The 24,178-nt window shown below is 70.8% G+C and carries 25 protein-coding genes and 1 tRNA gene; 15 read left to right on the forward strand and 11 right to left on the reverse strand.

Annotated elements, in window-relative coordinates; all coding sequences use genetic code 11:
* Positions 1–118 precede the first annotated feature (118 nt).
* Positions 119–1,213 (reverse strand): hypothetical protein, encoded by a 1,095-nt coding sequence (locus ACIP82_RS13080; protein ID WP_400653417.1) that lies wholly within the window; start codon positions 1,211–1,213, stop codon positions 119–121.
* A 411-nt stretch (positions 1,214–1,624) separates the two neighbouring features.
* Between ACIP82_RS13080 and ACIP82_RS13085 the strand changes: the two genes are divergently transcribed.
* The 3 genes from ACIP82_RS13085 (at position 1,625) to ACIP82_RS13095 (ending at position 2,769) form a co-directional block, all read left to right on the forward strand.
* A complete protein-coding gene (locus ACIP82_RS13085; protein ID WP_363604056.1) occupies positions 1,625–2,116 on the forward strand; it encodes a DUF5994 family protein in 492 nt (163 codons plus the stop codon).
* 68 nt (positions 2,117–2,184) lie between these two features.
* Positions 2,185–2,430, forward strand: coding sequence for a hypothetical protein (locus tag ACIP82_RS13090; protein ID WP_400653419.1), 246 nt, complete (start codon positions 2,185–2,187; stop codon positions 2,428–2,430).
* 87 nt (positions 2,431–2,517) lie between these two features.
* Positions 2,518–2,769 carry a hypothetical protein gene (locus tag ACIP82_RS13095; RefSeq protein WP_363604059.1) on the forward strand — a complete coding sequence of 84 codons (252 nt, stop codon included), beginning with the start codon at positions 2,518–2,520 and terminating at the stop codon, positions 2,767–2,769.
* A gap of 34 nt (positions 2,770–2,803) precedes the next feature.
* Here ACIP82_RS13095 and ACIP82_RS13100 read toward each other — a convergent pair whose 3' ends face one another.
* The 3 genes from ACIP82_RS13100 to ACIP82_RS13110 all read right to left on the reverse strand — a co-directional run bounded on the left by ACIP82_RS13100 (position 2,804) and on the right by ACIP82_RS13110 (position 4,946).
* Positions 2,804–3,382, reverse strand: a complete 579-nt coding sequence (locus ACIP82_RS13100; protein ID WP_400653421.1) for a DUF5994 family protein — start codon at positions 3,380–3,382, stop codon at positions 2,804–2,806.
* A 448-nt stretch (positions 3,383–3,830) separates the two neighbouring features.
* Positions 3,831–3,904: transfer RNA gene (locus tag ACIP82_RS13105), tRNA-Pro, on the reverse strand.
* 100 nt (positions 3,905–4,004) lie between these two features.
* Complete coding sequence (locus ACIP82_RS13110; RefSeq protein ID WP_363604062.1) at positions 4,005–4,946, reverse strand: metallophosphoesterase; 942 nt, start codon at positions 4,944–4,946, stop codon at positions 4,005–4,007.
* Positions 4,947–5,222: 276 nt separating this feature from the next.
* On the opposite strand from ACIP82_RS13110, the gene ACIP82_RS13115 reads away from it, so the two are divergent.
* The gene (locus ACIP82_RS13115; protein ID WP_363604063.1) at positions 5,223–5,675 is read left to right on the forward strand and encodes a GatB/YqeY domain-containing protein; all 453 of its coding nucleotides are present in this window, start codon (positions 5,223–5,225) and stop codon (positions 5,673–5,675) included.
* A 210-nt stretch (positions 5,676–5,885) separates the two neighbouring features.
* Here the strand turns inward: ACIP82_RS13115 and ACIP82_RS13120 are convergent, their stop codons facing one another.
* On the reverse strand, positions 5,886–8,291 hold the full coding sequence (locus ACIP82_RS13120; RefSeq protein WP_400653423.1) for a transglycosylase domain-containing protein: 2,406 nt from the start codon (positions 8,289–8,291) through the stop codon (positions 5,886–5,888).
* 423 nt (positions 8,292–8,714) lie between these two features.
* Between ACIP82_RS13120 and ACIP82_RS13125 the strand changes: the two genes are divergently transcribed.
* The gene (locus tag ACIP82_RS13125; RefSeq protein ID WP_030240986.1) at positions 8,715–9,038 is read left to right on the forward strand and encodes a WhiB family transcriptional regulator; all 324 of its coding nucleotides are present in this window, start codon (positions 8,715–8,717) and stop codon (positions 9,036–9,038) included.
* A gap of 121 nt (positions 9,039–9,159) precedes the next feature.
* Here the strand turns inward: ACIP82_RS13125 and ACIP82_RS13130 are convergent, their stop codons facing one another.
* Together ACIP82_RS13130 and ACIP82_RS13135 are read right to left on the reverse strand one after the other, a co-directional pair.
* Positions 9,160–10,329: an ArsA family ATPase gene (locus ACIP82_RS13130; RefSeq protein WP_363604065.1), complete on the reverse strand. Its 1,170-nt coding sequence runs from the start codon at positions 10,327–10,329 to the stop codon at positions 9,160–9,162.
* Positions 10,326–11,396 (reverse strand): ArsA-related P-loop ATPase, encoded by a 1,071-nt coding sequence (locus ACIP82_RS13135; RefSeq protein WP_363604066.1) that lies wholly within the window; start codon positions 11,394–11,396, stop codon positions 10,326–10,328. Before ACIP82_RS13135 ends, ACIP82_RS13130 begins: the two co-directional genes overlap by 4 nt.
* 228 nt (positions 11,397–11,624) lie before the next feature.
* Between ACIP82_RS13135 and ACIP82_RS13140 the strand changes: the two genes are divergently transcribed.
* The 5 genes from ACIP82_RS13140 to ACIP82_RS13160 all read left to right on the forward strand — a co-directional run bounded on the left by ACIP82_RS13140 (position 11,625) and on the right by ACIP82_RS13160 (position 14,349).
* Entirely contained in the window at positions 11,625–11,783 is a 159-nt protein-coding gene (locus ACIP82_RS13140; protein WP_094743074.1) for a DUF4177 domain-containing protein, read from the forward strand.
* Positions 11,780–12,250 (forward strand): RidA family protein, encoded by a 471-nt coding sequence (locus ACIP82_RS13145; RefSeq protein ID WP_363604067.1) that lies wholly within the window; start codon positions 11,780–11,782, stop codon positions 12,248–12,250. Before ACIP82_RS13140 ends, ACIP82_RS13145 begins: the two co-directional genes overlap by 4 nt.
* 91 nt (positions 12,251–12,341) lie before the next feature.
* On the forward strand, positions 12,342–13,211 hold the full coding sequence (locus ACIP82_RS13150) for an NUDIX hydrolase (protein ID WP_363604069.1): 870 nt from the start codon (positions 12,342–12,344) through the stop codon (positions 13,209–13,211).
* A gap of 143 nt (positions 13,212–13,354) precedes the next feature.
* Positions 13,355–13,531 carry a hypothetical protein gene (locus tag ACIP82_RS13155; protein ID WP_363604071.1) on the forward strand — a complete coding sequence of 59 codons (177 nt, stop codon included), beginning with the start codon at positions 13,355–13,357 and terminating at the stop codon, positions 13,529–13,531.
* Positions 13,528–14,349 carry an MBL fold metallo-hydrolase gene (locus tag ACIP82_RS13160; RefSeq protein ID WP_363604072.1) on the forward strand — a complete coding sequence of 274 codons (822 nt, stop codon included), beginning with the start codon at positions 13,528–13,530 and terminating at the stop codon, positions 14,347–14,349. The genes ACIP82_RS13155 and ACIP82_RS13160 overlap by 4 nt, the downstream gene beginning before the upstream one ends.
* A 151-nt stretch (positions 14,350–14,500) precedes the next feature.
* Here the strand turns inward: ACIP82_RS13160 and ACIP82_RS13165 are convergent, their stop codons facing one another.
* A complete protein-coding gene (locus ACIP82_RS13165; RefSeq protein ID WP_030240972.1) occupies positions 14,501–15,175 on the reverse strand; it encodes a Crp/Fnr family transcriptional regulator in 675 nt (224 codons plus the stop codon).
* A gap of 150 nt (positions 15,176–15,325) precedes the next feature.
* Entirely contained in the window at positions 15,326–16,336 is a 1,011-nt protein-coding gene (locus tag ACIP82_RS13170; RefSeq protein WP_400653427.1) for a DUF5937 family protein, read from the reverse strand.
* Between the two features lie 150 nt (positions 16,337–16,486).
* Between ACIP82_RS13170 and ACIP82_RS13175 the strand changes: the two genes are divergently transcribed.
* Positions 16,487–17,347: an isocitrate lyase/phosphoenolpyruvate mutase family protein gene (locus ACIP82_RS13175; protein ID WP_400653429.1), complete on the forward strand. Its 861-nt coding sequence runs from the start codon at positions 16,487–16,489 to the stop codon at positions 17,345–17,347.
* 498 nt (positions 17,348–17,845) lie between these two features.
* Here ACIP82_RS13175 and ACIP82_RS13180 read toward each other — a convergent pair whose 3' ends face one another.
* Positions 17,846–18,241 (reverse strand): RidA family protein, encoded by a 396-nt coding sequence (locus ACIP82_RS13180; protein WP_363604076.1) that lies wholly within the window; start codon positions 18,239–18,241, stop codon positions 17,846–17,848.
* Positions 18,242–18,405: 164 nt separating this feature from the next.
* Here ACIP82_RS13180 and ACIP82_RS13185 point away from each other — a divergent pair, with 164 nt between their 5' ends.
* From ACIP82_RS13185 to ACIP82_RS13195, 3 genes are all read left to right on the forward strand, one after another.
* Positions 18,406–19,440: a transporter substrate-binding domain-containing protein gene (locus ACIP82_RS13185; protein ID WP_400653431.1), complete on the forward strand. Its 1,035-nt coding sequence runs from the start codon at positions 18,406–18,408 to the stop codon at positions 19,438–19,440.
* Positions 19,441–19,546: 106 nt separating this feature from the next.
* The gene (locus tag ACIP82_RS13190) at positions 19,547–20,398 is read left to right on the forward strand and encodes an amino acid ABC transporter permease (protein ID WP_363604078.1); all 852 of its coding nucleotides are present in this window, start codon (positions 19,547–19,549) and stop codon (positions 20,396–20,398) included.
* A complete protein-coding gene (locus ACIP82_RS13195) occupies positions 20,388–21,155 on the forward strand; it encodes an amino acid ABC transporter ATP-binding protein (protein WP_363604079.1) in 768 nt (255 codons plus the stop codon). The genes ACIP82_RS13190 and ACIP82_RS13195 overlap by 11 nt, the downstream gene beginning before the upstream one ends.
* A gap of 48 nt (positions 21,156–21,203) precedes the next feature.
* On the opposite strand, the gene ACIP82_RS13200 is transcribed toward ACIP82_RS13195, so the two are convergent.
* The gene (locus ACIP82_RS13200) at positions 21,204–22,901 is read right to left on the reverse strand and encodes a PucR family transcriptional regulator (protein WP_400653433.1); all 1,698 of its coding nucleotides are present in this window, start codon (positions 22,899–22,901) and stop codon (positions 21,204–21,206) included.
* 114 nt (positions 22,902–23,015) lie between these two features.
* Here ACIP82_RS13200 and ACIP82_RS13205 point away from each other — a divergent pair, with 114 nt between their 5' ends.
* Positions 23,016–24,158: an alpha-hydroxy acid oxidase gene (locus ACIP82_RS13205; protein WP_363604081.1), complete on the forward strand. Its 1,143-nt coding sequence runs from the start codon at positions 23,016–23,018 to the stop codon at positions 24,156–24,158.
* The last annotated feature ends 20 nt before the right edge of the window (positions 24,159–24,178 follow it).

A 24,178-nucleotide genomic window follows, 5' to 3' on the forward strand; every position in this document is an offset into this window, starting at 1 on the left:
ACGTCCCGCCCGTCCGCCCCTCCGTGCCGCTCACCGCCGAACCGGTCGGCGGACTGGCGAAGATCGGCACCTACGGCGACAGCGGTGGACTGCGCGTTCCCGGCGGCCCCTCAGGGGCTCAGATCACCTTGGCCGCCTGGAGGATCTCGTGCCACTTGGAGAGCTCCCCGACCTCCGACTTCCGGTGCACCCCCTTCGGGCGCACCTTCAGGTAGCCCTTGACCAGCCGCTCGGCTGTCCGGCGGGTCAGCTCGGGCACCTCGTGGTCGTGGATGCGCTCCCATGCCGGGGCGTCAGGTGCCCGTTCATCGTCATGCAGCCGATCGATCGGCAGGTTGCGGGCAACCGCCCAGACCACGAGGTCGGGCGCGTCCTCCAGCAAGTGCCAGTGCCGGTCCGACCGGACGCGGCTCATCTCCGCGAGCACACGGTGAACGGTCCGACGGATCATGATGGCGATGCGGACGCCGGTCGCCTGCGTCTTCTGGTTGAACAGTGCCCGGAACGCCGGCGCGGACGGCTCCCACCAGATCTCCTCACGCCCGCTCTCGTCGAGGGCGAGATGCCCCAGAGCGGGGAGGGCGTCGCAGGAGAACAGCGCGAGAGCCGTCGTCGCCTCGTCGACGGAGTACCCGGTCCGGTGGGGACCACGTCGCTCACCACGGTGCAGCCGGAAGTAGAGCCGGTCCCGGTCGAACTGCTTGACCAGCCGGCACATCACCGGCTCGCGGGTCAGCAGATCCTGCGCGGTGGTCGGGTGGTGGTAGAGGTACGCCCGGTCGTGCTCGGCCCGGGCCTGTTCACGGGCCGGTCCGGTGACGATCCGGACATCGAGCACCGCCCGGTCCAGGTGCGCCGGCGAGAGGTCCGTGGCCAGGCGGGCGACCAGCGCGATCCGCTGGTACCCGTCGATGCACTCGGGCCCGAGAAGCTGGACCGTGCCGCTGGTCCGGCTGCCGTCCGGAACCCAGAGGACGTTCTCGGCGCCGAGCACCAACCGCCCGACGACCCCGTAGTCCTCGGGCCGCTCCCGCAGCACCCGTTCCCGCTCCAGGTTCTGGGGCGAACCCGCCAGGAAGTCACGCCTGGCCGCCAACCGCTCAGCCGCGTCGAAGGCTTCGCCAAGCCCCACCAACTGCCCGGCCGGCACCCGCGCATCCCAACGATCGGTGTCCAGCCGCTGCAGGTGCGTGGTCTGAATCTGCTGGCCCACATACGGAAGCGGCACGCTCGTCGGCCCATGATGGCCAGGGAAGGGCCGCGTTTCAGCAAAGGAGTTCATACTCCTCCCAACGGCCCCGCCGCCACCCAGGTGACGGCGGCACCGGCAGCCGTCCCACCCGACCGCCCTCAGGTCGCGACAGCAGCGGGCAACACGTCAGGGGAGGAGCAGCTCATCGACCGAGTCGACCGTGTCGGCGGTCGGAGGACGGTGTGCGCGCGGTCGTGTGCGCGCTCTCCCATGTCCTGAAGGAGAAACGGGGCGAGCGGCCGGCCCGGCCCGGCACGGGCGGAGTAGCGTGGGGACATCGGGACGACCCGAGCCGCCGCAACGCCGCCGCAACCGAAGGGGCGCCCCCCACGTCAGCAGGCCCGACCTGCTCCTGCGGATAGGTGGCGAGCCATGTCGGACGAATCCGGTGCTCCGCACCCGGGGCTTCTGCCGGACCGGTTCCGGCAGTCGGCGAGGCCGGGTACGGTGCTGCTGCGCCTGGAGACCACGCGGTCGCGCGAGGGGCTGCTCGACGGCGCGTGGTGGCCTCGTTCGCGTGACATCGGCGCCGAGTTGCCCGGTCTGGTCGCCGCGCTCACCGAGCATCTGGGGCCCGTCGCGAGCGTTGGTCTGGACGCGGAGGCGTGGGACGACGTCCCGGCCCGTTTGGTCGTCGACGGCCGGTCGGTGCGGATCGACCGGTATCCGGTGGGTGACGACACGGTGATCATCACGCGGGGCGACCGCGATCATTTCAGTCTGCTCGTCGTCCCCCCGCAGGCGAGCCAGGAAGCGGCCCTTGCCGCGATGACGCGAGCGGTCCAGGCCGACGGTACCGACTCGGCCCGACAGATCCTCATCGCCACCGGCATCGGCGCCGAGCCTCCGGCCGAAGCGACCTGAGGGGGACGGTCTCCACCGCGGACTCCTTGAACGCGGACTCCTCGAAGACAGAAAGGCGAGGCGGCGAAATGTCCGTCTACGTGAAACTCTCGACCGACGCCCGGTCGCCATCGGAGCCGTCGAAGGGGCCGCTGGACATGCAGTACCAGGACACTGCCGACGGCTCGACGTACGAGTACGACCTGCACCCGAGCGGGGCACTGCGGATCCTGCGCGTCTTCGAGGACACTCCGCACGCGGTCGAAGCGTGTTTCAGCGCCTCGGCGTGGCTCCAGGTCGCGGGCACCTACTTGCGAAGCGGCTCCGAGTACTAACCGGCACCGGACGTTCACCGGTCGCCGTCGCCCGGTCCGGACCTTACGGTCTGTCCTGGGGCAGGTTCGTTGTCACAGGAGGCCAGGATGCCGCGCTACCGGTGGGTTCTCGAGACCCAGGACGACGACGGCCGCTGGTCCCGGCACGACGACGCCCCCCTGCCGGACCCGCTGGAGTACGACGGACCGCCCCAGCGGGCGGCCAACCACCTGCGGGACGTGCTCGTCCGCACCCTCTCCCGGCCCGCTCCCGGCCCCCGGGCGATCAGGATCCGCCTCTGGGACGGGCCCGACCCCACCGGCGAGCCCCAGGCCGAAACCGAGTGGTCACGCGAGTGACGCGCCAGGCCCCGACCGGACGAGGGTCCGCGGGCTACGCCGGTACCGGCCAGGAAGCGGCCCGGCTCCGGGCGACGTCCGCGCGCCTTCCCGCCTCGCCGGGGCCGTCGCCCGGCGCGGCGGCCGACGGCAGGAAGTCGGGGCGGAACTCGTGCCCTGCCGCACCGCTGTCCGCCTCGGCGGCGAGCAGCTCACTCGCGGTCCGGGTGTTGGCGGGAGCGGTCGCCTCGGACATCAGCCGGGCGGCAACGACGGCATCCGTCGCCGGCGGGACGACCAGCAGGTTCAGCCGACGCGGAGCGTAGGAGTAGACCGCGATCGTGTGCTCGTCCTGCTCGGTGGTGAACCAGCCCGCATGGACGGTGTGCCCCGTGACCGGGATGCGCCGGGGGATGACGGGCCACTGCGCGGGATTCACGGTGATCCGGGTGATCCGTCCCCACCGCCCGTCGATTTCGGCTGCCAGGGAGGGGAGTTCGAGAAGAAGATCACGCGAGCGGGGCCACCAGGCTCCGTCCAGGCGTCCGGCCCGCGCGCCGTCGGGCGCAAGGGCGAGCCGCACGGCGGGTTCCAGGGCAGCGGGCGTCGTTGCACGATCGAGCGTCGCAGTCATGATCAAGGACCTGTCCCCGGACCCGCCCGGGGCCGGATCCGGCATTGCCACTCGCCGGAGACGACGCCAGTGTCCGGTGCCGGCATGCGAAGTGCCTTCGGTGATGTCCAGGCTACTCTCGGTCCGGCCCGGTCCTGGCATGGTCGCGATAACCACTTTGCTGCGGAGCGCCGCGCCGGCGGGCGTCCCGTCGATCACGGGCGCCGCGATCGGCCCCCAGAGCCGCAGACGGACCGTCAGCCACTCGGGCGCCTTCGCGCAGACAGGGATGGTCGGACCTCCGCCCGGCCTCCGCCCGATCGACCCCCTGTCAGGTCGGCTGCTCCGCAGGGCGGCCGGGCCGACAGCGGGTGAAGGCCGCCAGCAGCCACAGCAGTTGCTGTACTTGCATGCTGGCACATACGTCAGAGGCCCTGTCGGATCTCTCCGATAGGGCCTCTGACCTGGGTCGGGGTGGCGGGATTTGAACCCACGGCCTCTTCGTCCCGAACGAAGCGCGCTACCAAGCTGCGCCACACCCCGGTCCTGCGTTTTGTTGCTCTGTCTCCTTCGCAACGAGTAGAACTCTACCGGACGCTCGCCGAGAGACGAAATCCGATTCCCGGCGGGCGTCCGTCGCAGGTCAGCGGGGTGGGGTGAGGGTGAGGAGGGTGGCCTCGGGCGGGCAGGCGAAGCGGACGGGGGTGTAGCGGTTGGTGCCGCAGCCGGCGGAGACGTGCAGGTAGGAGCGGCGGCCGCCGGCCTGGTGGGTGGAGAGGCCCTTGACCCGCTTGGCGTCGATGTCGCAGTTGGTGACCAGCGCGCCGTAGAAGGGGACGCAGAGCTGGCCGCCGTGGGTGTGGCCGGCCAGGATCAGCGGGTAGCGGTCGGCGGTGAAGGCGTCCAGGACGCGCAGGTAGGGGGCGTGCACGACGGCGAGCGAGAGGTCGGCGTCGGCGGACGGGCCTCCGCTGACCTCGCTGTAGCGGTCGCGGCGGATGTGCGGGTCGTCCAGGCCGGTGAACTCGATGTCGAGGCCGCCGAGGTTCAGCCGGCCCCGGGTGTTGGTGAGGTCGAGCCAGCCGGCGGAGTCGAAGCCGTCCCGCAGCTTCTCCCAGGGGTTGTGCACGGCGCCGGTGATGCCGCGGCGCGCGCTGCCGTCCGGGTTGTTCATGCCGTGGGCGCCGCTGCGCATCGCCTGGAGGTAGCGGGCCGGGTTCTTGCGGGCCGGGCCGTAGTAGTCGTTCGAGCCGAAGACGTAGACGCCGGGGAACTCCATCAGCGGCCCGAGCGCGTCCAGGGTGGCGGGGACGGCGAGCGGGTCGGAGAGGTTGTCGCCGGTGTTCACCACCAGGTCGGGGCGGAGCCCGGCGAGGCTCTGCAGCCAGCGCTGCTTCTTGCCCTGTCCGCTGACCATGTGGATGTCGGAGACCTGCAGTACCCGGATGGGCCGGGCGCCCCGGGGCAGGACGGGGACCTCGACCCGGCGGAGCCGGAAGGAACGGACCTCGTACCCGGCGGAGTAGGCGAGGCAGGCGGCGCCGGTGGCGGCGATTCCGAGGGGAACGGAGTACAGCGGTCGCATCGCTCCATGCTCTCAGACGGCGGATCAGCTGGTGAACGTCCGGTGGGTGCGCGGGGACACGGGACACTGCTCCAAGCGGCCCCTCCGGACGGCTCGGCGGGGGCGACGCGGGGCGGGCGCGCCCGGCCGGGGTCGGTGAGCCGGTCCGGGCGTCCGCTCGCCAGTCATGTCACCACCGGCCGGGAGGCGGGGGGGCCCGGCAGAATCCGTCGTGTGCCGGTGGGCCCGGGCGTTAATGCTGGGCGGTCGAACGTCGCAGGTGGGAGACTCGGGGCCATGACCACGCTGAAGGCGCAGCTGCAGGATGACCTCACGGCTGCCATCAAGGACCGGGACGAGCTGCGCTCGTCCACCATCCGGCTCACGCTTTCCGCTGTCACCAGCGAGGAGGTGGCGGGCAAAGCGAAGCGGGAGCTCTCCGACGACGAGGTGCTGAAGGTGCTCGCCCGCGAGGCGAAGAAGCGCCGGGAGGCCGCCGAGGCGTTCGACAAGGCGGGCCGGGTCGACTCGGCCGCCCGTGAGCGGGCCGAGGGCGAGGTGCTGGCGGGCTACCTGCCCAAGCAGCTCTCCGACGAGGAGCTGACGGCGATCGTGGCCGCCGCCGTCGCCGAGAGCGGGGCGACCGGGCCGCAGGGCATGGGCGCCGTGATGAAGCTGGTGAAGCCGAAGGTGGACGGGCTCGCCGAGGGCGGCCGGGTGGCCGCCGCGGTGAAGGCCGCGCTCAGCTGAGGGCGGGGCGGGAGGGCTGGACTTTCCCGGCCGGGCCCGACCGGTCCCCGACCGTTTTCGTTCAGCCCAGCCCAGCCCAGCCCAGCCCAGCCCAGCCAGGTCCAGTACGACCTGGCGGGCCCCAGCCCCCGGCGAGGGCTGAGGCCCGCAACGCCGGAGGGCGCCCCCCGATGATTCGGGGGGCGCCCTCCGGCGTTGCCACTGGCCTGCTCAGCCGCCGTTGCCGCCGTGCCGACCGCCGCCGTTGTTCCCGCCGATGACGCCCGGCGGGAGGGTGAACCCGCCGCCGATCATCCCGCCGGCGTTGTTGGCGCCCCCACCGGGGTTGCCACCCCCGCCGGGGTTACCGCCCGGGCCCCCACCGGGGTTGCCGGGGTTGCCAGGGTTGCCGGGGTTACCCGGGGCACCCGGGTTACCGCCGGCCGCGGCCGCGTCGCCGCCCGGCTGGCTGGCGCCGGACGTGGGAGTCGCGTTCGCGTTCGGGTCGGTCTTGGGCGGGTCCGGGATGCTGATGGTCTGGAAGGTCTCCTTGGGAGTGCCCTTCAGCGCCTGGTCCATCGCCAGCTTCCAGATCGGGCCGGGGCCGGTGGCACCGAACACCTCCTGGAACTGCGTGCCGCCGATGCTGATGTTCTTCATCTTCACGCCGCCGGCCGGGCCGCCGAGCCAGACGGCGGTGGCGAGCTGCGGCGTGTAGCCGTTGAACCAGGCGGCCTTCTTCTCGTCGGTGGTGCCGGTCTTACCGGCGATCTGCCGGCCGTCGAAGAGGGGAAGGTCGGCTGCGGTGCCCTTCTCGGTCACGTTGAGCAGAACGGTGTTGAGGGCGTCCGCGGTGTTCTCGGAGAAGGCCTGGCTGCAGGTGGACTGCGGGACCTTCACGTCCTTGCCGTCCACCGTGGTGATCTTGTTGATCGCGATCGGGGTGCAGTACTTGCCGCGTGCGGCGAAGGTCGCGTAGACGTTCGCCATGGTCAGCGGGCTCAGCTCCAGCGTGCCGAGGACCATCGAGGGGACTTCCTGGAACGCGTCACCCTTGGAGGACTGGGTGATGCCCAGCTTGTTGGCCATCTGCTTCATCGCGCAGAGGCCGACCTGCTGCTCCATCTGCACGAAGTAGGTGTTGACCGAGAGGGCCATGGCCTCCTTGAGCTGGTACGGGCCGATCTCCTTCTCGCTCTCGTTCTTCACCGTCGCCTTCGGCTTGTCGGTGTTCTTCCAGGTGCCCGAGCAGGTGGACATCGACGGATAGTCGATCTTGTTCTCGGACGGGAACGACTGGGTGGGCAGCATGCCCGACTCCAGGGCCGCCGCGGCCAGGATCGGCTTGAAGGTCGAGCCGGTCTGGAAGCCGTTGCCGCCGCCCATCGCCGCGTCCACGTTGAGATTGACGACGGTCTGGTTCTTGTTCGGGTCCAGTCCGTACGGGCGGGTCTGGGCCATCGCCAGGATCTTGCCGCTGCCCGGCTCCATCATGGTGGTGGCGGCCGACACCGAGTCGGTGACGTAGACCTTCTTGGTCACCGCGTTCTGGGCGGCGGCCTGCTTGTCGGGGTCCAGGGTGGTGTAGATGTTCAGGCCACCGGTGTCCCAGAGCTTCTTGCGGTCGGCGGCGGTCTTGCCGAACGTCGGGTCCTGCTTGACCACGTGGCGCACGTAGTCGCAGAAGAAGCCCATGCCCGCCTGGGCGGTGATGCAGCCGTTCTGCGGGTCCTTGTACTTCAGGCCCAGCGGGGCGGCCTTGGCCTCCTTCGCCTGGTCCGCGGTGATGTGCTTGTTCTCAAGCATCTTGTCGATCACCACGTTGCGGCGCTTGACCGTGTTCTCGGGGTAGCGCACCGGGTCGTACTGGGAGGGGTTCTGCACCACGCCGGCCAGGGTGGCGGCCTCGGCGATGGTCAGGTCCTTGTTGCTCTTGCTGAAGTACCGCTGGGCGGCGGATTCCACTCCGTAGGCCTGGTGGCCGTAGAAGGTGATGTTCAGGTAGTTGGTGAGGATCTGATCCTTGGTCAGGTCCTCCTCCAGCTTGATCGCGACCTTCAGCTCCTGGATCTTGCGGCCCAGCGTCTTGCGCTGCGCCTCCAGGACGGCGGCCTGGTCGTCGCCGGCCTTCTCGACGTTGACGTTCTTCACGTACTGCTGGGTCAGCGTCGAGGCGCCCTGGGAGGTGGTGCCGCTCTCGGCGTTCTTGCTGACCGCGCGGAGCACGCCCTTGAGGTCGACGGCGCCGTGCTCGTAGAACCGGGCGTCCTCGATGTCGACCTGGGCCTGACGCATGTAGGGCGACATCTGGTCGGCCGTGATCACCGTGCGGTCGCGCTCGTAGACCTTCGCGATCAGGCCGCCCTTGGCGTCGAAGATCTGGGTGGCCTGGGTGAGCGGCGGGGTCTTGAAGTCGTCCGGGACGTTGTCGAAACTCTCCGCCGTGTTCTTGGCGGTGAGCCCGAGCGCGCCGACGGCGGGCAGGGCCATGCCGGCCAGCAGGACTCCGGAGAGCACGCTGACGCCCAGGAACTTCACTCCGTGTCCCGCGAGATCCTGCGGTGACCCGCGGCGCTGGCCGCGCGGAGCTCCGGTGTTGCCTGGGGGCTGGGGTGCCTGGGGGCGCTTCGGTGCCATGAGGAGAACCCTACGTCGCCGAATCCCGCACATAGGGGCAGGTGTTCGCCTAGGCTTGTCACAAGCTTGCGACAGCTTCGGTGCGTCAATATTTATCACTCCTGTGAGTGATGAGATTTGCCCGAATTGCCTCCCTGTGGACAGGTTTTGAGGTGGCTGTCTCCGGCTGTGCGCCTGTTCTTGGTAGCGCTCTGTGATGGTGTGCGTGGCGAGAGTGGTGGCGATGGACTTGGCAAGGCTTGCGACCTGCGGTCACTCCAACGAGTGAGCTGACCGATACCCATAGTCCGATTGGGTCATTCGAGATTGGGCACGAAGGGGCTGTTGCAAGCTGTCGTTCTTCCGTAACGTCCTCAACTGGCAACGGTGAATATGCCGTTGCCGCCGTGGGGGAGCCTCGATTCGGGAGAGGACGGCGCCGGCATGGGCTGGGTAGATGACTGGAGTGCGCAGGCCGCCTGCCGCACTAGTGATCCGGACGAACTGTTCGTCCAGGGGGCGGCGCAGAATCGCGCCAAGGCGGTGTGCAGCGGGTGCCCCGTTCGCACGGAGTGCCTGGCGGACGCGTTGGACAACCGCGTGGAGTTCGGCGTCTGGGGCGGGATGACGGAGCGCGAGCGCAGAGCGCTGCTGCGCCGCCGTCCGACGGTGATCTCGTGGCGGCGGCTGCTGGAGACGGCCCGCACGGAGTACGAGGAGTCGCTCGCGACCGGCGTCATACTGACCGACTACGCCCAGGCGGGCTGATCCCACCTCCACCCCGGTGCGGACCATACCCGGCGTGTGAGGACTGTGCCGCCCGGTGCGGCAGAACTGCACCCGGTGTCTCGGGACTGCCCGGCGCCTCGGGACTGCCCGATGCTCGGGACTATGCGGCGCCGCTGAGGCGGTCACCGATGACGCGCAGCCCGTCCAGGTCGTGGACATCCCCGGGCAGCGCGGCCACCTCGACGATCGGCACGTCCGGGTAGACCGAGACGAAGCGGTCGCGGGTACGGCGCTCCCGCCCCATGATCTGCATCCGTTCGGCGTGCAGTCGCAGCAGCCCGGCCGCGAGCAGCTCGGCCTCGGGACCGGCGTGCTCCGAACCGTTCTCCTCCAGCGCCTCGGCCGCCGCCAGCGCACGCTCCGCGGTGAGTTGCGGAGCGCCGGTGCCGTGCACCCGGTTGAGCACCAGACCCGCCAGCGGCATCCGGTCGGCCGCCAGCCGGTCGACGAAGTAGGCGGCCTCGCGCAGCGCGTCCCGCTCCGGCGCGGCCACCACCAGGAACGCCGTGCCCGGCGCCTTGAGCAGCTGGTACGTCCGGTCCGCGCGCTCGCGGAAGCCGCCGAACATCGAGTCCATCGCGCTGACGAAGGTCTGTACGTCGGTCAGCAGCTGGGCGCCGAAGATCTTGCCGAGGGTGCCGGTGAGCAGGCCCATCCCGACGTTGAGGAACTTCATCGCGCTGCGGCCGCCGACCTTGGCCGGCGCGGTCAGGATGCGGATCACCTTGCCGTCCAGGAACGACCCCAGCCGGTTCGGCGCGTCCAGGAAGTCCAGCGCCGAGCGGGACGGCGGGGTGTCGACGACGATGAGGTCCCACTCCTCGGCCGCCCTCAGCTGGCCGAGCTTCTCCATCGCCATGTACTCCTGCGTGCCCGCGAAGCCGGCCGACAGGGACTGGTAGAAGGGGTTCTCCATGATCGCCTTGGCCCGGTCGGGCTCGGCGTGGGCCAGCACGACCTCGTCGAAGGTCCGCTTCATGTCGAGCATCATGGCCTGGAGCTCGCCCTCGCCGGTGACGCCCTTGACGATCCGGGGGGTGTTGTCCAGCTCGGTCAGGCCCATCGACTGGGCCAGCCGGCGGGCCGGGTCGATGGTCAGCACGACGACCTTGCGCCCCCGTTCGGCCGCCCGCAGGCCGATCGCCGCCGCGGTGGTGGTTTTGCCCACGCCGCCCGATCCGCAGCAGACGATGATCCTGGTCTTCGGGTCGTCGATCAGCCCGTCCACCGCGAGCCGGCTGCCCGTCCCCTGTACGCCGTTGCCGCTCACGCCGCCCCCTGCCGTTTCAGTTCGCCCGCCAGCCGGTACAGCCCGCCGAGGTCCACACCCTCGCCCAGCAGCGGGAGTTCGTACGTGGGGAGCTTCAACTGCTGCAGGTCGGCGCGCTGCTCGCGCTCCAGCTCCACCCGCTCGGCGTGCTCCCGGGCCTGCGCCAGCAGCGGGTCGAGCAGCGGCTCCACCGCGGTCCGGACGATCTCCGGCTTGCGCGAGCGCCCCCCGAGACCCGCCTCGCCGAGGGCCAGCGCGACCTCCTCGCGGTGGTCCCCGTCCACCGCCGCCACCGCTGCCGCGTCCAGCACCGGCGGCCGGACCATGTTCACCATCACCCCGCCCACCGGGAGGGCGGCCTCGCGCAGCTCGGCGAAGCCGTCGACCGTCTCCTGCACCGGCATCTCCTCCAGCAGGGTGACCAGGTGCACCGCGGTCTCCGGCGATCTCAGCACCCGCATCACAGCCTGCGCCTGCGTATGTATCGGCCCGATCCGGGCCAGTCCGGCCACTTCGGAGTTCACGTTCAGGAAGCGGGTGAGCCGACCGGTCGGCGGCGCGTCCATCACGATCGCGTCGTACGCCCGGCGCCCGTCCGGGCCCTTGCGCCGGGCCGCCTCGCAGGCCTTGCCGGTCAGCAGCACGTCCCGGACGCCGGGCGCGACGGTGGTCGCGAAGTCGACGAAGCCGACCTTCTGCAGCGCCTTGCCGGCCCGCCCGAGCTTGTAGAACATGTCGAGGTACTCCAGCAGCGCCTGCTCGGTGTCGATCGCCAGCGCGCAGACCTCACCGCCGCCGCCACCGCCGGGCAGTCCCAGCTGGGCGCGGGAGACGGAGGCGATCCGGCGCTCCTCGTAGGGCAGCGCGGAGATCCCGAACAGCTCGGCGACGCCCTGGCGGCCCTCCACCTCGATCAGCAGCACCCGTCCGCCCTCGGCGGCGAGGGCCAGCGCCAGCGCGGCGGCCACGGTGGTCTTCCCCGTGCCGCCCTTGCCACTGACCACGTGCAGCCGTACGCCCTCCCAGTCGGGATCGCGCCGGGCCGCCTGGCCGGGGGTGCGTGCCACGCTCCGTCTCCGTCCGTCTTCGAGGGCCGAGGGCCGTTCCGAGGGCGCGAAGGCCGTTCCGAAGGCCGACACTGCTCTGGTGCCCTCCCGCGAGGGTAACCAGGGACCGCGCCGGATGCCTGGAGCATCAGGGGGGCCAGGCCTGAATCATGCCCGCTTTGTGGGCCACCTCACACGCCCGCCTGCGGGCCGCCCCGCTCGTCGCGGCCGCTCGTCTAGAGTCTGGCCATGACCAAGTGGGAATACATGACGGCGCCCCTGCTCGTGCACGCCACCAAGCAGATCCTGGACAACTTCGGCGAGGACGGCTGGGAGCTCGTCCAGGTCGTGCCGGGCCCGAACCCGGAGCAGCTGGTGGCCTACTTCAAGCGGGAGAAGAACGCATGAGCAAAGTCGAGGAGAAGCTCGCCGAGCTGGGCCTGACCCTGCCGCCGGTGGCCGCGCCGGTCGCCGCCTACGTACCGGCTCTGCGTTCGGGCGAGTTCGTCTTCACCTCCGGCCAGCTGCCGATGGTGGGCGGCAAGCTGCCGAACACCGGCAAGGTCGGTGCCGAGATCACCCCGGAGGAGGCCAAGGAGCTCGCGCAGATCTGCGCGCTCAACGCGCTGGCCGCGGTGAAGTCGGTGATCGGCGACCTGGATCTGATCGAGCGGGTCGTGAAGGTGGTCGGCTTCGTCGCCTCCGCCGCCGACTTCACCGGCCAGCCGGGTGTCATCAACGGCGCCAGCGAGCTGCTCGGCCGGGTGCTGGGCGAAGCCGGTGTGCACGCCCGCAGCGCGGTCGGCGTGACGGTGCTGCCGCTGGACGCCCCGGTCGAGGTCGAGCTGCAGGTCCGGGTCAGGACCGGAGCCTGATCGTCGCGGTGGGGTTGGGCGGCGGGCCCTGGGCCGAACGGGCGGCGGCCGGCCCTGTCCAACCCCACCCCCGGGCGCTTAGCATCCGGGCATGGACCATCGAGCAACGACGCTCCCGATGCCGCCCGGCTGGCCTGCCCGGATCCGGGCGGTCGAGTCCGGCGAGCTGACCCCGCCGGTGCCCAAGCCGTCCGCCACCGTGGTGCTGCTGCGGGACGAGGCCACCGGGCCGGAGGCGTACCTGCTGCGCCGACGCACCTCGATGGCCTTCGCCGCAGGCATGTACGCCTACCCGGGCGGCGGGGTGGACCCGCGCGACGCCGAGGCCGAACTCGGCTGGGCCGGCCCGGGCCCGCAGGAGTGGGCGCGGCGGCTCGGCACGGACGCCCGGACCGCGCAGGCGGTGGTCTGTGCCGCCGTCCGCGAGACCTTCGAGGAGGCCGGCGTCCTGCTGGCCGGCCCGGACACCGCCGGCACCGCCGAACCGCGTGACTGGAGCGCCGAGCGCGCCGCGCTGGAGGCCCACGAGCTCTCCTTCGCCGACTTCCTCCGCGAGCACGGCCTGCTGCTCCGCAGCGATCTGCTGGCCGGCTGGGCCCGGTGGATCACCCCGGAGTTCGAGGAGCGTCGGTACGACACCTGGTTCTTCGTGGCCGCCCTGCCGCCGGGGCAGCGCGCGGCGCTGGAGGTCGGCGAGGCCGACAAGGTCGCCTGGCTCTCGCCGGCCGAGGCCGTCGAGGGCTATGAGCAGGGCCGCTACGGCATGCTGCCGCCGACTGTCACGGTGCTGCGCGAGCTGCTGCCGGCGCGCAGTGCCGCCGAGGCCCTGGCGGCGGCCGGGGGCAGGTCGCTGGAACCGGTCCTCGGCCGGGCCGAGGTCCGGGGTGATCGAATGACCGTTCGGTGGTCGGGGTATGAAGAGCTGACCATCGATGGAGAGTTCCCCGAGCGCGCCCAGTAGCCGGAGCGCCGGTGGCCCTGGGCGCCGGAGCGCCGGGAGCCCGCGGAGGCCGTGCACCGCGAACACCGAAGACCTGCAGAATCCGATCAGTCCGACAACTCGATGAACTACGACAATCCGATGAACAGAGAGGACCTCGCCCGATGAACCACAACGACGTGGCTCGCCGGACGGCACGCGAGATGCCCGCCCGCAGCCTGATCCCCCGCACCCTCGCCTTCGACGCCGGGATCGGCGAGGACCATGCCCCGGGCTTGCGCGACCTGCTCAGGCCGATGCCGCCGCGCGCGATCGTCCGGACCGGCGGGGGCGGCCGGTGAGCGGTCTCCTCCCGGGTGACCCCGCCGCCGGCATCGGCGGCGAGGCCACCCCCCGGGCGCTCTGCGTGCTGGCGCCGAACCCGTCGCCGATGACGCTGGACGGCACCAACACCTGGCTGCTCTCCGAGCCCGGTTCGGACCTCGCGGTGGTCGTCGACCCCGGCCCGCTCGACGAGGGCCATCTGCGCCGGGTGATCGACACCGCCGAACAGCAGGGCAAGCGCGTCGCGCTCACCCTGCTCACCCACGGCCACGCCGACCACTCCGAGGGCGCCGCCCGCTTCGCCGAGCTGACCCGTACCGAGGTCCGCGCCCTGGACCCGGCACACCGGCTGGGCTCGGAGGGCCTGACCCACGGGCAGCGCCTGGACATCGGCGGTCTCGACCTGCGGGTGGTCGCCACCCCCGGTCACACCTCGGACTCGCTGACCTTCCACCTGCCCGTCGACGGCGCGATCCTCACCGGCGACACCGTCCTCGGGCGCGGCACCACGATGGTCGCCCACCCCGACGGCCGGCTCGGCGACTATCTGGACTCGCTGCGCCGCCTGCACACCATGGCCTCCGAGCACGGCGTGCGGACCGTTCTGCCCGGCCACGGGCCGGTGCTCGCGGACGCGCTCGGCGCCGTCGACTACTACCTCGCCCACCGGGCCAACCGCCTCGCCCAGGTGGAGACCGCCGTGGAGGCCGGCTGCCGGACCGCGCCCGAGGTGGTGGCCCGGGTCTACGCCGACGTGGACCGGTCGCTCTGGCCGGCCGCCGAGCTGTCGGTCCTGGCCCAGCTCCAGTACCTGGAGGAGCACGGGCTGATCTGAGCCGCGCACCTGCCGCCGGGTACCTGCCCCGTCGCGGGGCCTCTCGCCGGGCCCGTCCGTCGGTCCTGACGGCACGACGGCGGCACGACGACGGCATGCGCGAGGGCTCGTACACCGGTCGGTGTACGAGCCCTCGTCGGGTGCGGCGCCGTCAGCGCGAGCGGCGCGACAGCCGTTCGACGTCCATCAGGACCACCGCGCGGGCCTCCAGCTTCAGCCAGCCGCGGCCGGCGAAGTCGGCGAGCGCCTTGTTGACCGTCTCGCGGGAGGCGCCGACCAGTTGGGCCAGCTCCTCCTGGGTGAGGTCGTGGGCGACGTGAATGCCCTCCTCGGACTGCACGCCGAACCGGCGGGAGAGGTCCAGCAGGGCCTTGGCGACGCGACCGGGCACGTCGGAGAAGACCAGGTCGGACATCACGTCGTTGGTCCGGCGCAGTCGGCGCGCGATGGCGCGCAGCAGCGCGATCGAGACCTCGGGGCGGGCGTGCAGCCAGGGCTGGAGATCGCCGTGGCCGAGGCCCAGCAGCTTGACCTCGGTCAGCGCGCTCGCGGTGGCGGTGCGCGGGCCCGGGTCGAACAGCGACAGCTCGCCGATCATCTCGCTCGGGCCGAGGACGGCGAGCATGTTCTCCCGCCCGTCCGGCGAGGCGCGGTGCAGCTTGACCTTGCCCTCCGCGACGACGTACAGCCGGTCGCCCGGGTCGCCTTCGTGGAACAGCGACTCACCGCGGGCGAGGGTGACCTCGGTCATGGAAGCGCGCAGCTCGCCGGCCTGTTCGTCGTCGAGTGCCGCGAAGAGTGCGGCGCGCCGCAGAACGTCGTCCACGTGCTTCCTCCTTCTCGGCCGGTCGGCTGTCAAGCCCGCCGGCGCAAGTTCGTACAGTGCTCTGCATCACCAAGCATGGCGCATGTCGCTCCGATCATATGAGGAGGGGGTACGCCGAGGGGTGCTGCGCGGGGCCATTCGTACCGAGGGTTACCCGGCGGGGCGCGGTGCGATGTCCGCCGGATCGAACAGGGCATCGGCGACGGCGGTGCGGGCGTAGAGCACGGCGTGGCCCGCGCGGTGGGCGCTGGTCAGGCCGGCCGACCGCAGCGCGGTCAGGTGCTGGGAGACCGCGGCCGCAGACAGTCCGGTCCGGCGGGCGAGCTCGGTGGTGGAGGCGGGCGAGTCGAGTTCGGCGAGCAGCCGGGCCCGGGACCGGCCCAGGACGGCGGCGAGGGCGTCGGACCGGCTGCCCGGCCGGCGCTCCCACAGGGCGGCGATCCCCCGCGCCGGGTAGGCGAGCTGCGGCGGGTCGGGTGGCAGTGAGCGGGTGAGCACCCTGGGCCAGGCGAACACGGACGGGACGAGCAGCAGCCCGGCCCCGGCGTCCAGCCGCTCGACGGCGCAGTGCCGCTGTTCCAGCCGGAGCGCGCGGCCGTCCCAGCGGACGGTCTCGTGCAGATCGTCGAGCACCCGGGCGGTGCCGTGCTCCACGGCTTGTCGCGCCCGGTGGAACACGTCGGCTTCCAGCACCGCGCGGATCCTGGCCCAGTACGGCGCCAGCGCCAGCTGCCAGTAGGTCTCGATCTCGGCGGCCACCCTGGGCAGCTGGGCCGGCGGGTCGCGGTACAGCGGCCGGAGCCGGGCCGGGAGGCGGCCGCCGTGTTCGGCCGCCAGACAGTCGAGATCGGCCCGGACCTGCTCCGGGGCGGTGGCGGTGATCGCGGTCAGCTCGTCCGCGAGGGCGGGGGAGGGGCCGGCCGGTGTGGGGTTGAGGAAGTCCGGCAGATGCCCGGTGGCCGGGACCAGGGCGGCCAGCCGGCCGCGCTCCAGCCCGGCGCCGGCCAGCCGGGGGCGGACTTGCTCGGCCCAGCGGCGGTGCAGGGCGGGGACGGGGGCGGTGGCCAGGGCCCGGAGGCTGGTCACGACCTCCCACAGGGGGGAGACGGCGAACCGGGTCTGTGCCAGGTCGTTCACCGAGAACGCCAGTTCGGTCCGCATCGCATCGCCTCCCTCAGGATTCGGCCTCAGCTTAATCAATGGAGCACCGGCCGGGCCGGGCCGCAGGATGCGGGAGCCGGACGGCGGGGCAGCACCGCACCGCCGTCGGACAGTTCAGACGATCCGACGGTACGAAGGACGGTCACCGCCATGCCCACACACCCCCGCAGCACCTCCACGACCTCGACCGCGCTCCGGGACCAGGCGCTGCGTCTGCGGGCGCTCACCGAGGGCGGCGTACTCGTCCTGCCCAACGCCTGGGACGCGGGCAGTGCGGCGGTGATCGCCTCGGCCGGTGCCGGTGCGATCGCCACCACCAGCGGAGGCGTCTCCTGGTCGCTCGGGCACGGCGACGGCCAGCGGCTCGGCCGGGAGGAGATGGTGGCGGCGGCCCGCCGGATCGTCGCGGCCGTCGACCTGCCGGTCACCGTCGATGCCGAGGGCGGCTACGGCCCGCAGCCGGCCGATGTCGCCGCCACCGTGCGGCTGCTGGTCGGGGCCGGAGCGGTCGGCGTGAACCTGGAGGACTCCACGGCCGCCGGCGGTCCGCTGTTCCCGGTGGCGGACCAGGCCGCCCGGCTGCGGGCCGCCCGGGAGGCGGCGGCGGAGGCGGGTCTGCCGGAGCTGGTGGTCAACGCCCGGACGGATGTCTTCCTGTTCGGGATCGGCGAGCCCGGCGGCCGGCTCGACGAGGTGCTGGCCCGGGCGGAGGCGTACGCGCGGGCGGGCGCGGACGGCCTGTTCGTCCCCGGGTTGCTGGACCTGGAGGCACTGGCCCGGCTCTGCGCGGCGTCCCCGCTGCCGGTGAACGCGATGGCGGTGGCGGGTGGACCGGGCGTGGCCGAACTCGCCGCCGCCGGGGTCCGCCGGATCAGCGTCGGCACCGGGCTCGCCCAGCTCGCGTACACCGCCGCCCGTCGGGCCGCCGCCGAGCTGCTCGGCGCGGGCACCCTCACGGAACTGGACGGCTCGCTGGGCTTCGGCGAGCTGGACGGGCTGTACCGGCGCTGATCGCGGCCGGCTGCGGAGCGGTCGCGGTACAGCCGCCGGGCGTGGTTGAGCATCGCCACCCAGGTCGCCGGCCGGCTCGGCATACCCGCCGCCGTCGGCTTCGACGTCAACAACGGCTGCGCGGGGTTCTGCACCGCGCTCGCCACCGCCGACCAGGCCGTCCAGTCCGCCGGGACCGCCCAGCTCCTCCGCGTCCCGGGCAACTGGGCGGAAGAACGCCGCGTCCGCCCGCTCGACCTCGGTGATCGCGGCCTGCGCCGGCTCCGCCCCGCGCGCGGTGATCCGCGGCCGCGCGCCCGGGTGTCCGGTGGATCGGTCTTCCGGTTCAACAGCCCCTTGGCCTCCGGCTTCCGCACCAGCTGGGAGGTCATCCTCACATCCGTACCGGCCTGCCGGGCCGGCGCCTGCTGGTCGGGCACCTCACCCCGCTCGTTCAACCATCAGGCGCACCTGAGCCACCGCAGCGCATCGATCGGAAGTGTGTCGCCAAGTTCCTTGTCACCCGAGCCTCTGCGCGGCCAGCGCGGTCACTTCCACACGCATCCCGTCAACGGCGAGCGCGGAGACGGCGACGCAGCATCGTGCGGGGAACGGCAGGGGTACGAACTCGGCGTAGACCTCATTGAAGACCTCGCGGTCGTCGATGTCGGTGAGGTAGATCGTCAGGTGCAGCAGCCGGCTCAGATCGCTGTTCGCCCGTTCGAGGGCCACGGCCAAGTTGGTCAGCATCTGCCGGGTCTGCGCTCGGATGTCGCCCAGTTCGATCGAACCGTCCTCTCGGTCGGGAATCTGGGTCGTGCACACGATTCCCGCGAAGGCGACCGCCTCGGCCGACAGCGCAAGTTCGGATCCGACACCCTCGGCCTGAAACCGGGTGACCGCAGCAAGGCTCACGGGGACTCTCCAGCTCTCAATAAAGCGACAGAACGGGGTATCGGCGACACCCGCCGGCCACCACGTTAGTTCTCGACGAGCCATCCGAACCTGGCCGATCGTCCAAGCTCACGCCCGCATCGCTGTGTCATTTTCCAAGGCCATGCGGCGCCCCGGCCTGCACTATGAGGTCACTCGCGATCGAGGCAGTCGTCAGGGAGGGCCTCATCGCCGGCGAGGGGGTCACGGCGATCGACAAGGAGAAGCAGTTGAGGATCAACAGGTCATCATCCCGACGCGCCACAGGTGGGAAGCCAAGGTGGATGCGAGGTGTCGCACCGGCTGCGCTTGTCTGCTGCGTATCGCTCGCCGCCTGCACCGCCGCGGGTGGCACCTCCGGCGCCGGCTCGCCGACGAATGCCGGGGGCCCGCTCCCCAGCGCTTCCCCGGTGAGCGCGGCAGTCGCGCTTCTCCCCGCGGCCGTCCGGGCCAAGGGCACGTTGACGGTGGCGATGGTGACCAACGCGCCGCCCGGAAGCTCCTACGCCCCGGGCACCGAGGACCTGATCGGACTCGACCCGGACATCGCCCGGCTGCTGGCCCAGTCGCTGGGGCTGACGCTCGATGTCCAGGTGGTCGCGTTCGACCAGATCACTCCCGGCATCGCGGCCGGCCGCTACGACGTCAGCGTCGCTGAGATGGCCCCGACGCCCGAGCGCGAGAAGATCCTCGACTTCGTCACGTATGCCCAAACCGGTGATGCGCTGGGTGTCCAGAAGGGCAATCCGCGGAAGCTCTCGGTCGACTCCATGTGCGGTCACACCATCGGTGCTCTGGTGGGCTCCTACCAGGTGACCGAGGTGCTTCCCGACCTCGACAGGAAGTGCACCGAGTCCGGTCGGCAGCCCATCGATCTCAAGCTGTACCCAGACCAGAACTCCCCGGTTCTCGCGCTGGCGTCCGGCCGGATCGACGGGCTGTACGAGGACTCCACGGTGGTCGGCTACGCGGCCAAGCAGAACCCGTCGATCGAGGTGCAGGCGGATACCGGATTCAGTCCGATCGCCATCGGCATCGGCAAGAACAGCGGTCTCACCGATGCCGTTCAGGCGGCGATGTCCCAGGCCCTGACCGGCCCGGTGTACAAGGCCGTGCTGGCCAAGTGGGGCCTTGAGTCGGTGGCGGTCACGAGTGCGAAGGTCAATGACAACGGTGCATAGCTCCCAGAACGCGATCGCTGACGCGACGCCGGGCCGTGCGGCTCCAGGCCGCCCGGCGAGAAAGGTTGTCCCGCTACGCCACCCGGAGCGGTGGATCGCGGCGGCAGTGGTGCTCGTCCTGGCGGCGATGGGAATCCACACACTGCTGACCAACCCCCGCTTCCAGTTCGATGTGGTGGGTCAGTACGTCTTCAGCGGAACCATCGTCAAGGGCGCGCTGCTGACCCTGGAACTCACCGTCATGGCCATGGCCATCGGTGTCGTCCTGGGAAACGTCCTCGCGATTTCCCGAATGTCGAAGAACCCGGTGATCGCCGCCGCAAGCGGCCTGTACATCTGGTTCTTCCGCGGCACGCCGGTGCTGGTCCAGCTGATCTTCTGGTACAACCTCTCGGCGATCTTCCCGCAGATCGGGATAGGCATTCCGTTCGGCCCGCAGCTGTTCTCCGGTTCGGCGAATTCCATCGTCACCCCGTTGGCGGCCGCGCTGCTCGGGCTCGGGCTCAACGAGGCGGCCTACATGGCCGAGATCGTGCGAGCCGGCATCCAGTCGGTCGACAACGGCCAGACCGAGGCCGCGCACTCGCTCGGCCTCACCCACTTCCAGACCCTGCGCAAGGTGGTTCTGCCGCAGGCGATGAAGGTGATCGTGCCGCCGACCGGCAACGAGCTGATCTCCATGCTGAAGAGCACCTCACTGGTCAGCGTGTTGGCGATCTCCGAGCTTCTCTACTCCGCGCAGGTCATCTATGCGCGCACGTACCAGACCATCCCGCTGCTGATCGTCGCCAGCCTCTGGTATCTCGCGCTCACGACTGTGCTCTCGGTGGCGCAGTACTTCCTGGAGCGGAGATTCGGTCGCGCTTTCCGAGCGGCGTCCGGTCGGCCACGCGGCTTTGCTCCACGTGGAATCCACCCGCGAATGAAGAAGGGACCGGTGGCCCCCGATGCCCGATAGAGTCATCGTCAGGTCCGAGCAGGTGCGCAAGAGCTACGGTTCGGTCGAGGTCCTGCGTGGCATCGACCTGGAGGTCCGCGACGGCGAGGTGCTGTGCATCGTCGGCCCGTCCGGATCGGGCAAGAGCACGTTCTTGCGCTGTATCAACCATCTGGAGAAGGTGGACTCCGGCGAACTCTCGGTCAACGGCGGCCTGGTCGGATACCGCGAGCGGGGCGACAAGCTGTACGAGCTGCGGTCGCGCGACATCGCGCGGGCCCGCCGCGACATCGGGATGGTGTTCCAGAGATTCAACTTGTTCGGGCACATGACCGTGTTGCAGAACATCATGCTGGCGCCGATCTCGGTGCGAGGGGAGAGCCGGTCGGCGGCTCTCGAACACGCCCGGTCGCTGCTCGACAGGGTCGGACTGGGGAATCGGGGCGATGCCTATCCCGGGCAACTCTCAGGTGGCCAGCAGCAACGGGTCGCGATCGCACGGGCTCTGGCCATGCGTCCTTCGCTCATGCTCTTCGACGAGCCGACTTCGGCGCTCGACCCGGAACTCGTCGGTGAGGTCCTGACGGTGATGCGCGATCTCGCCGGTGAGGGTATGACGATGGTCGTGGTGACACACGAGATGGGCTTCGCCCGCGAGGTCGCCGACACCGTCGTCTTCATGGACAACGGGACGGTCGTGGAGTCCGGCTCACCGGGGCAGGTCCTGCTGTCTCCGCGGAACGAGCGGACGAAGGCGTTCCTGGCCAGCGTGCTCTGATCGTTTCGATCCCGATCCGCAGGGCCGCCTTCGTCGAGTGCGGCCCTGTCAGGCGACGAGATCGCGCAGCCTCAGCTGGAGGGCCATGACGAGACGGGCATCGGCGTCGGTGAGATCCACGTCGAACAGCTCCTTCATTCTGCTGAGGCGGTATCTGCAGGTGTTCGCGTGCACATGCAGGGCGCGAGCCATTCCGGCGATGTCGCCGTGGGCCTGCAGATAGCTCGAAAGGGTTGGCAGGTACTGGCTGTTGTTGGACCGGTCGTACTCGGCCATGGTGTTGATGGTCTCGTCCATGGCGCGGTCGGCGACCGGACAGCGCTCGGCCAGGTGCAGCAGGGCGATCTGGGGGCGGACGTCTTCAGCGAACACGATGTCCGCATCCGTCGTGGTCGTGCGCGTGCTCTGCCGGCTGGGCAGTCCCATCAGTTGAATCACGCGGTCGGCCTGCTCCCTCGACCGGGCGGCGTCCTTGAGGTCGGCGACCTCGCCGCCCGCGCCGATCCGGAGCCGGTATCCGTAGGAGCGCCGGACGTGTGCGGCCACACCTGCGAGCAGTCGCTGCTGCAGCGAACGCGCACGTCCGGGCGGTGCGGGAAGCAGCACGTACACCACGTCGTCGATGGCCGTCGCGGCGCTGAAGCCCAGCTCGCCCTGGCAATGCAGCGTCACGAGGTCGAGTACCTGGTGGACGGCGGCCGTGGGCTCCGTCTCCGGAGGGATCTCAGCCAGTGCCAGCGCGGCGATCCGCGCATTCGTCGTGGCGGGGAGCGCCAGCCGCTTCATGACGTCGTGCGGCACATCGGCCTGAGCCAGCAGCGCTGTCAGCAGGTCGCTGCGGCGCCGGTGCAGGCCCTCTCGTTCCGTGCGCACACGGAGCAGATGGAGGGCGGCGATGTTGGAGGCTTCGACGAGCCGCCGGCAGGCCAGCTCACGCTCCTGCTCGCCGGGATCGATGACCCACATCGAGCCGAGGAGTTCACCGCCGGCCCTGATCGAGGTGGCCAGTCTCGGCAGGTCGGTGCCTCTGCCGGCTACTTCGATGACCCCTGGCGCGCTGTGCACGGCCTGGTACTCCGCGACGATCTGAGGGTCCGTCGGCACCTGCAGATCGAGGATGCTCTGCCTCCGGGTGTCGTCGATCAGCTGGCCGTCGACGGTTGAGTAGGCCAGCATGCGGCGTGCCGGGTCGGCGATCGCGGTCGCCCCTCCGATGGCGGAGGCGACGGCGTTGGCAAGCGTGAACAGGTCGCCCAGGCTGTTCCCGCCGTCCCCCTGTCCGGCGGGCCGGCTGTAGCTGATGGCCGACGACAGCAAGGCGATGAGCTGTTCCCAGGAGACCTCGTCGGCGAGGAGCAGGACCGGAATCGAGCCGGAACCCGCGGCTTCGGCGATCTGCCGTTCGCCGATCCCGTACGTCTTGACGGCGACGCAGCCGAACCCGCCGGCTTCTGCGCGTTCGAGCAGACGCAGCCAGGGTTCACCGGCCGGACACACGCCCACCGCGAGCAGCAGTCCGGCGGAAGTCGGCCGCAATTCCCGGAGTTCGTCGTGGATCACCAGGCCGGCGATCTCGGGGTCGAGGTCCGGCATGCTGTGCGTAACCCGGACTATCGACGGTCCCAAGGCGTTGACGATCTGAGTCAGCCGCGCCAACTCGTCCACCTCCTCCAGCATCCCGCATGAAAGCCGTTCGGCGACGTGCCACACATTGTGATTTGGACAATTCAACAAGCCGATCGCCATGAACTGTGTGAATGATACATAGGGGCGAGTGGGGCCGACCCGCAAACTTGGGATCGCTGAGCTTCCGGTCGCTCGTCCGGGTATGCGCTCGGCAGGACGAGGCGGGAGCTACCGGTGGCCGAAAAGATCGTGAACATCGAGGACATGCGCAGGCAGGCCCGGCGAAAGCTGCCGCGCATGATCTTCGATTTCCTCGAAGGCGGCGCGCTCGATGAACTGACCCTTCAGGACAATACCGAGGACCTGGTCAGGCTGCGTCTGCGCCAGCGCGTCCTGCGCGACATGAGCGAGATCGAACCGGGCACCCGGGTTCTCGGTCAGCGGCTCGCCCTTCCAGTCATGATCTCGCCGCTGGGAATGCTGAGCCTCTTTCACCCGCAGGCCGACCTCGCCTTCGCGAGGGCGGCCGAACGAGCCGGAACCGTCCTCGTCCACAGCGCCTGGTCCGCCTGCTCCCTGGAGGAAGTGGTCGCTGCCGCGCCGAAGTCGATCTGGGCGCAGATCTCCTTCTGGACCGACGCCGGCCTCACCCGCGAGCACGTCGACCGCGCCGAGGCCGCCGGTGTCGAGGTGCTCGTCGTGGCCGGTGACGTCAATCTGTCCAGCAAGCGCGAGCGGGACCTGCATCACGGCATGGCCCTGCCACCGCGGCCGACTCTGCGCGATGTGGTGGACACCGGCCTCAGGCCCGGCTGGCTGGCCCGGCTCGCCACCGGCCGTCGGCCCACGTTCGGCAACTACCGGATCGACGGGCGGCGCATGCGCATGAGGGAGATGGGCGGATTCATGCACACCATGGAGAACGCGGCCGCGACGTGGGCGGATGTCGAGCGGCTGCGTGAGCGGTGGCCGGGGAAGATCGTCGTGAAGGGGGTCATGACCGGCGAGGACACCGTTCGGGCTGCCGACACGGGGGTCGACGCCGTCATCGTGTCCAACCACGGCGGCCGCCAGTTCGACTCGCAGCCCTCCACCATCGCGGCCCTGCCGGAGGTCGTGGCAGCGGCGGACGGCAGGCTCGAGGTCTACCTGGACGGTGGGGTGCGACGCGGCTCGGACGTGGTCAAGGCCTTGGCGCTCGGGGCCGACGCGTCGCTCATCGGCCGCCCGGCCGCCTATGGTCTGGCCGCGCTCGGACCGTCCGGGGTCGACAAGGTCTTCGACCTGCTCCGCGAGGAACTGGAAACAGCGCTGGGCTTCGTGGGCGTGAACGGTGTGACCGATCTCGACGGCTCAGTCCTGGCACACCGGCCGTAGCGGCCTTCGCGCAACCCGCC

Origin of the sequence: Kitasatospora sp. NPDC088548, from assembly GCF_044753005.1 — a bacterium.
Taxonomy (GTDB): domain Bacteria; phylum Actinomycetota; class Actinomycetes; order Streptomycetales; family Streptomycetaceae; genus Kitasatospora.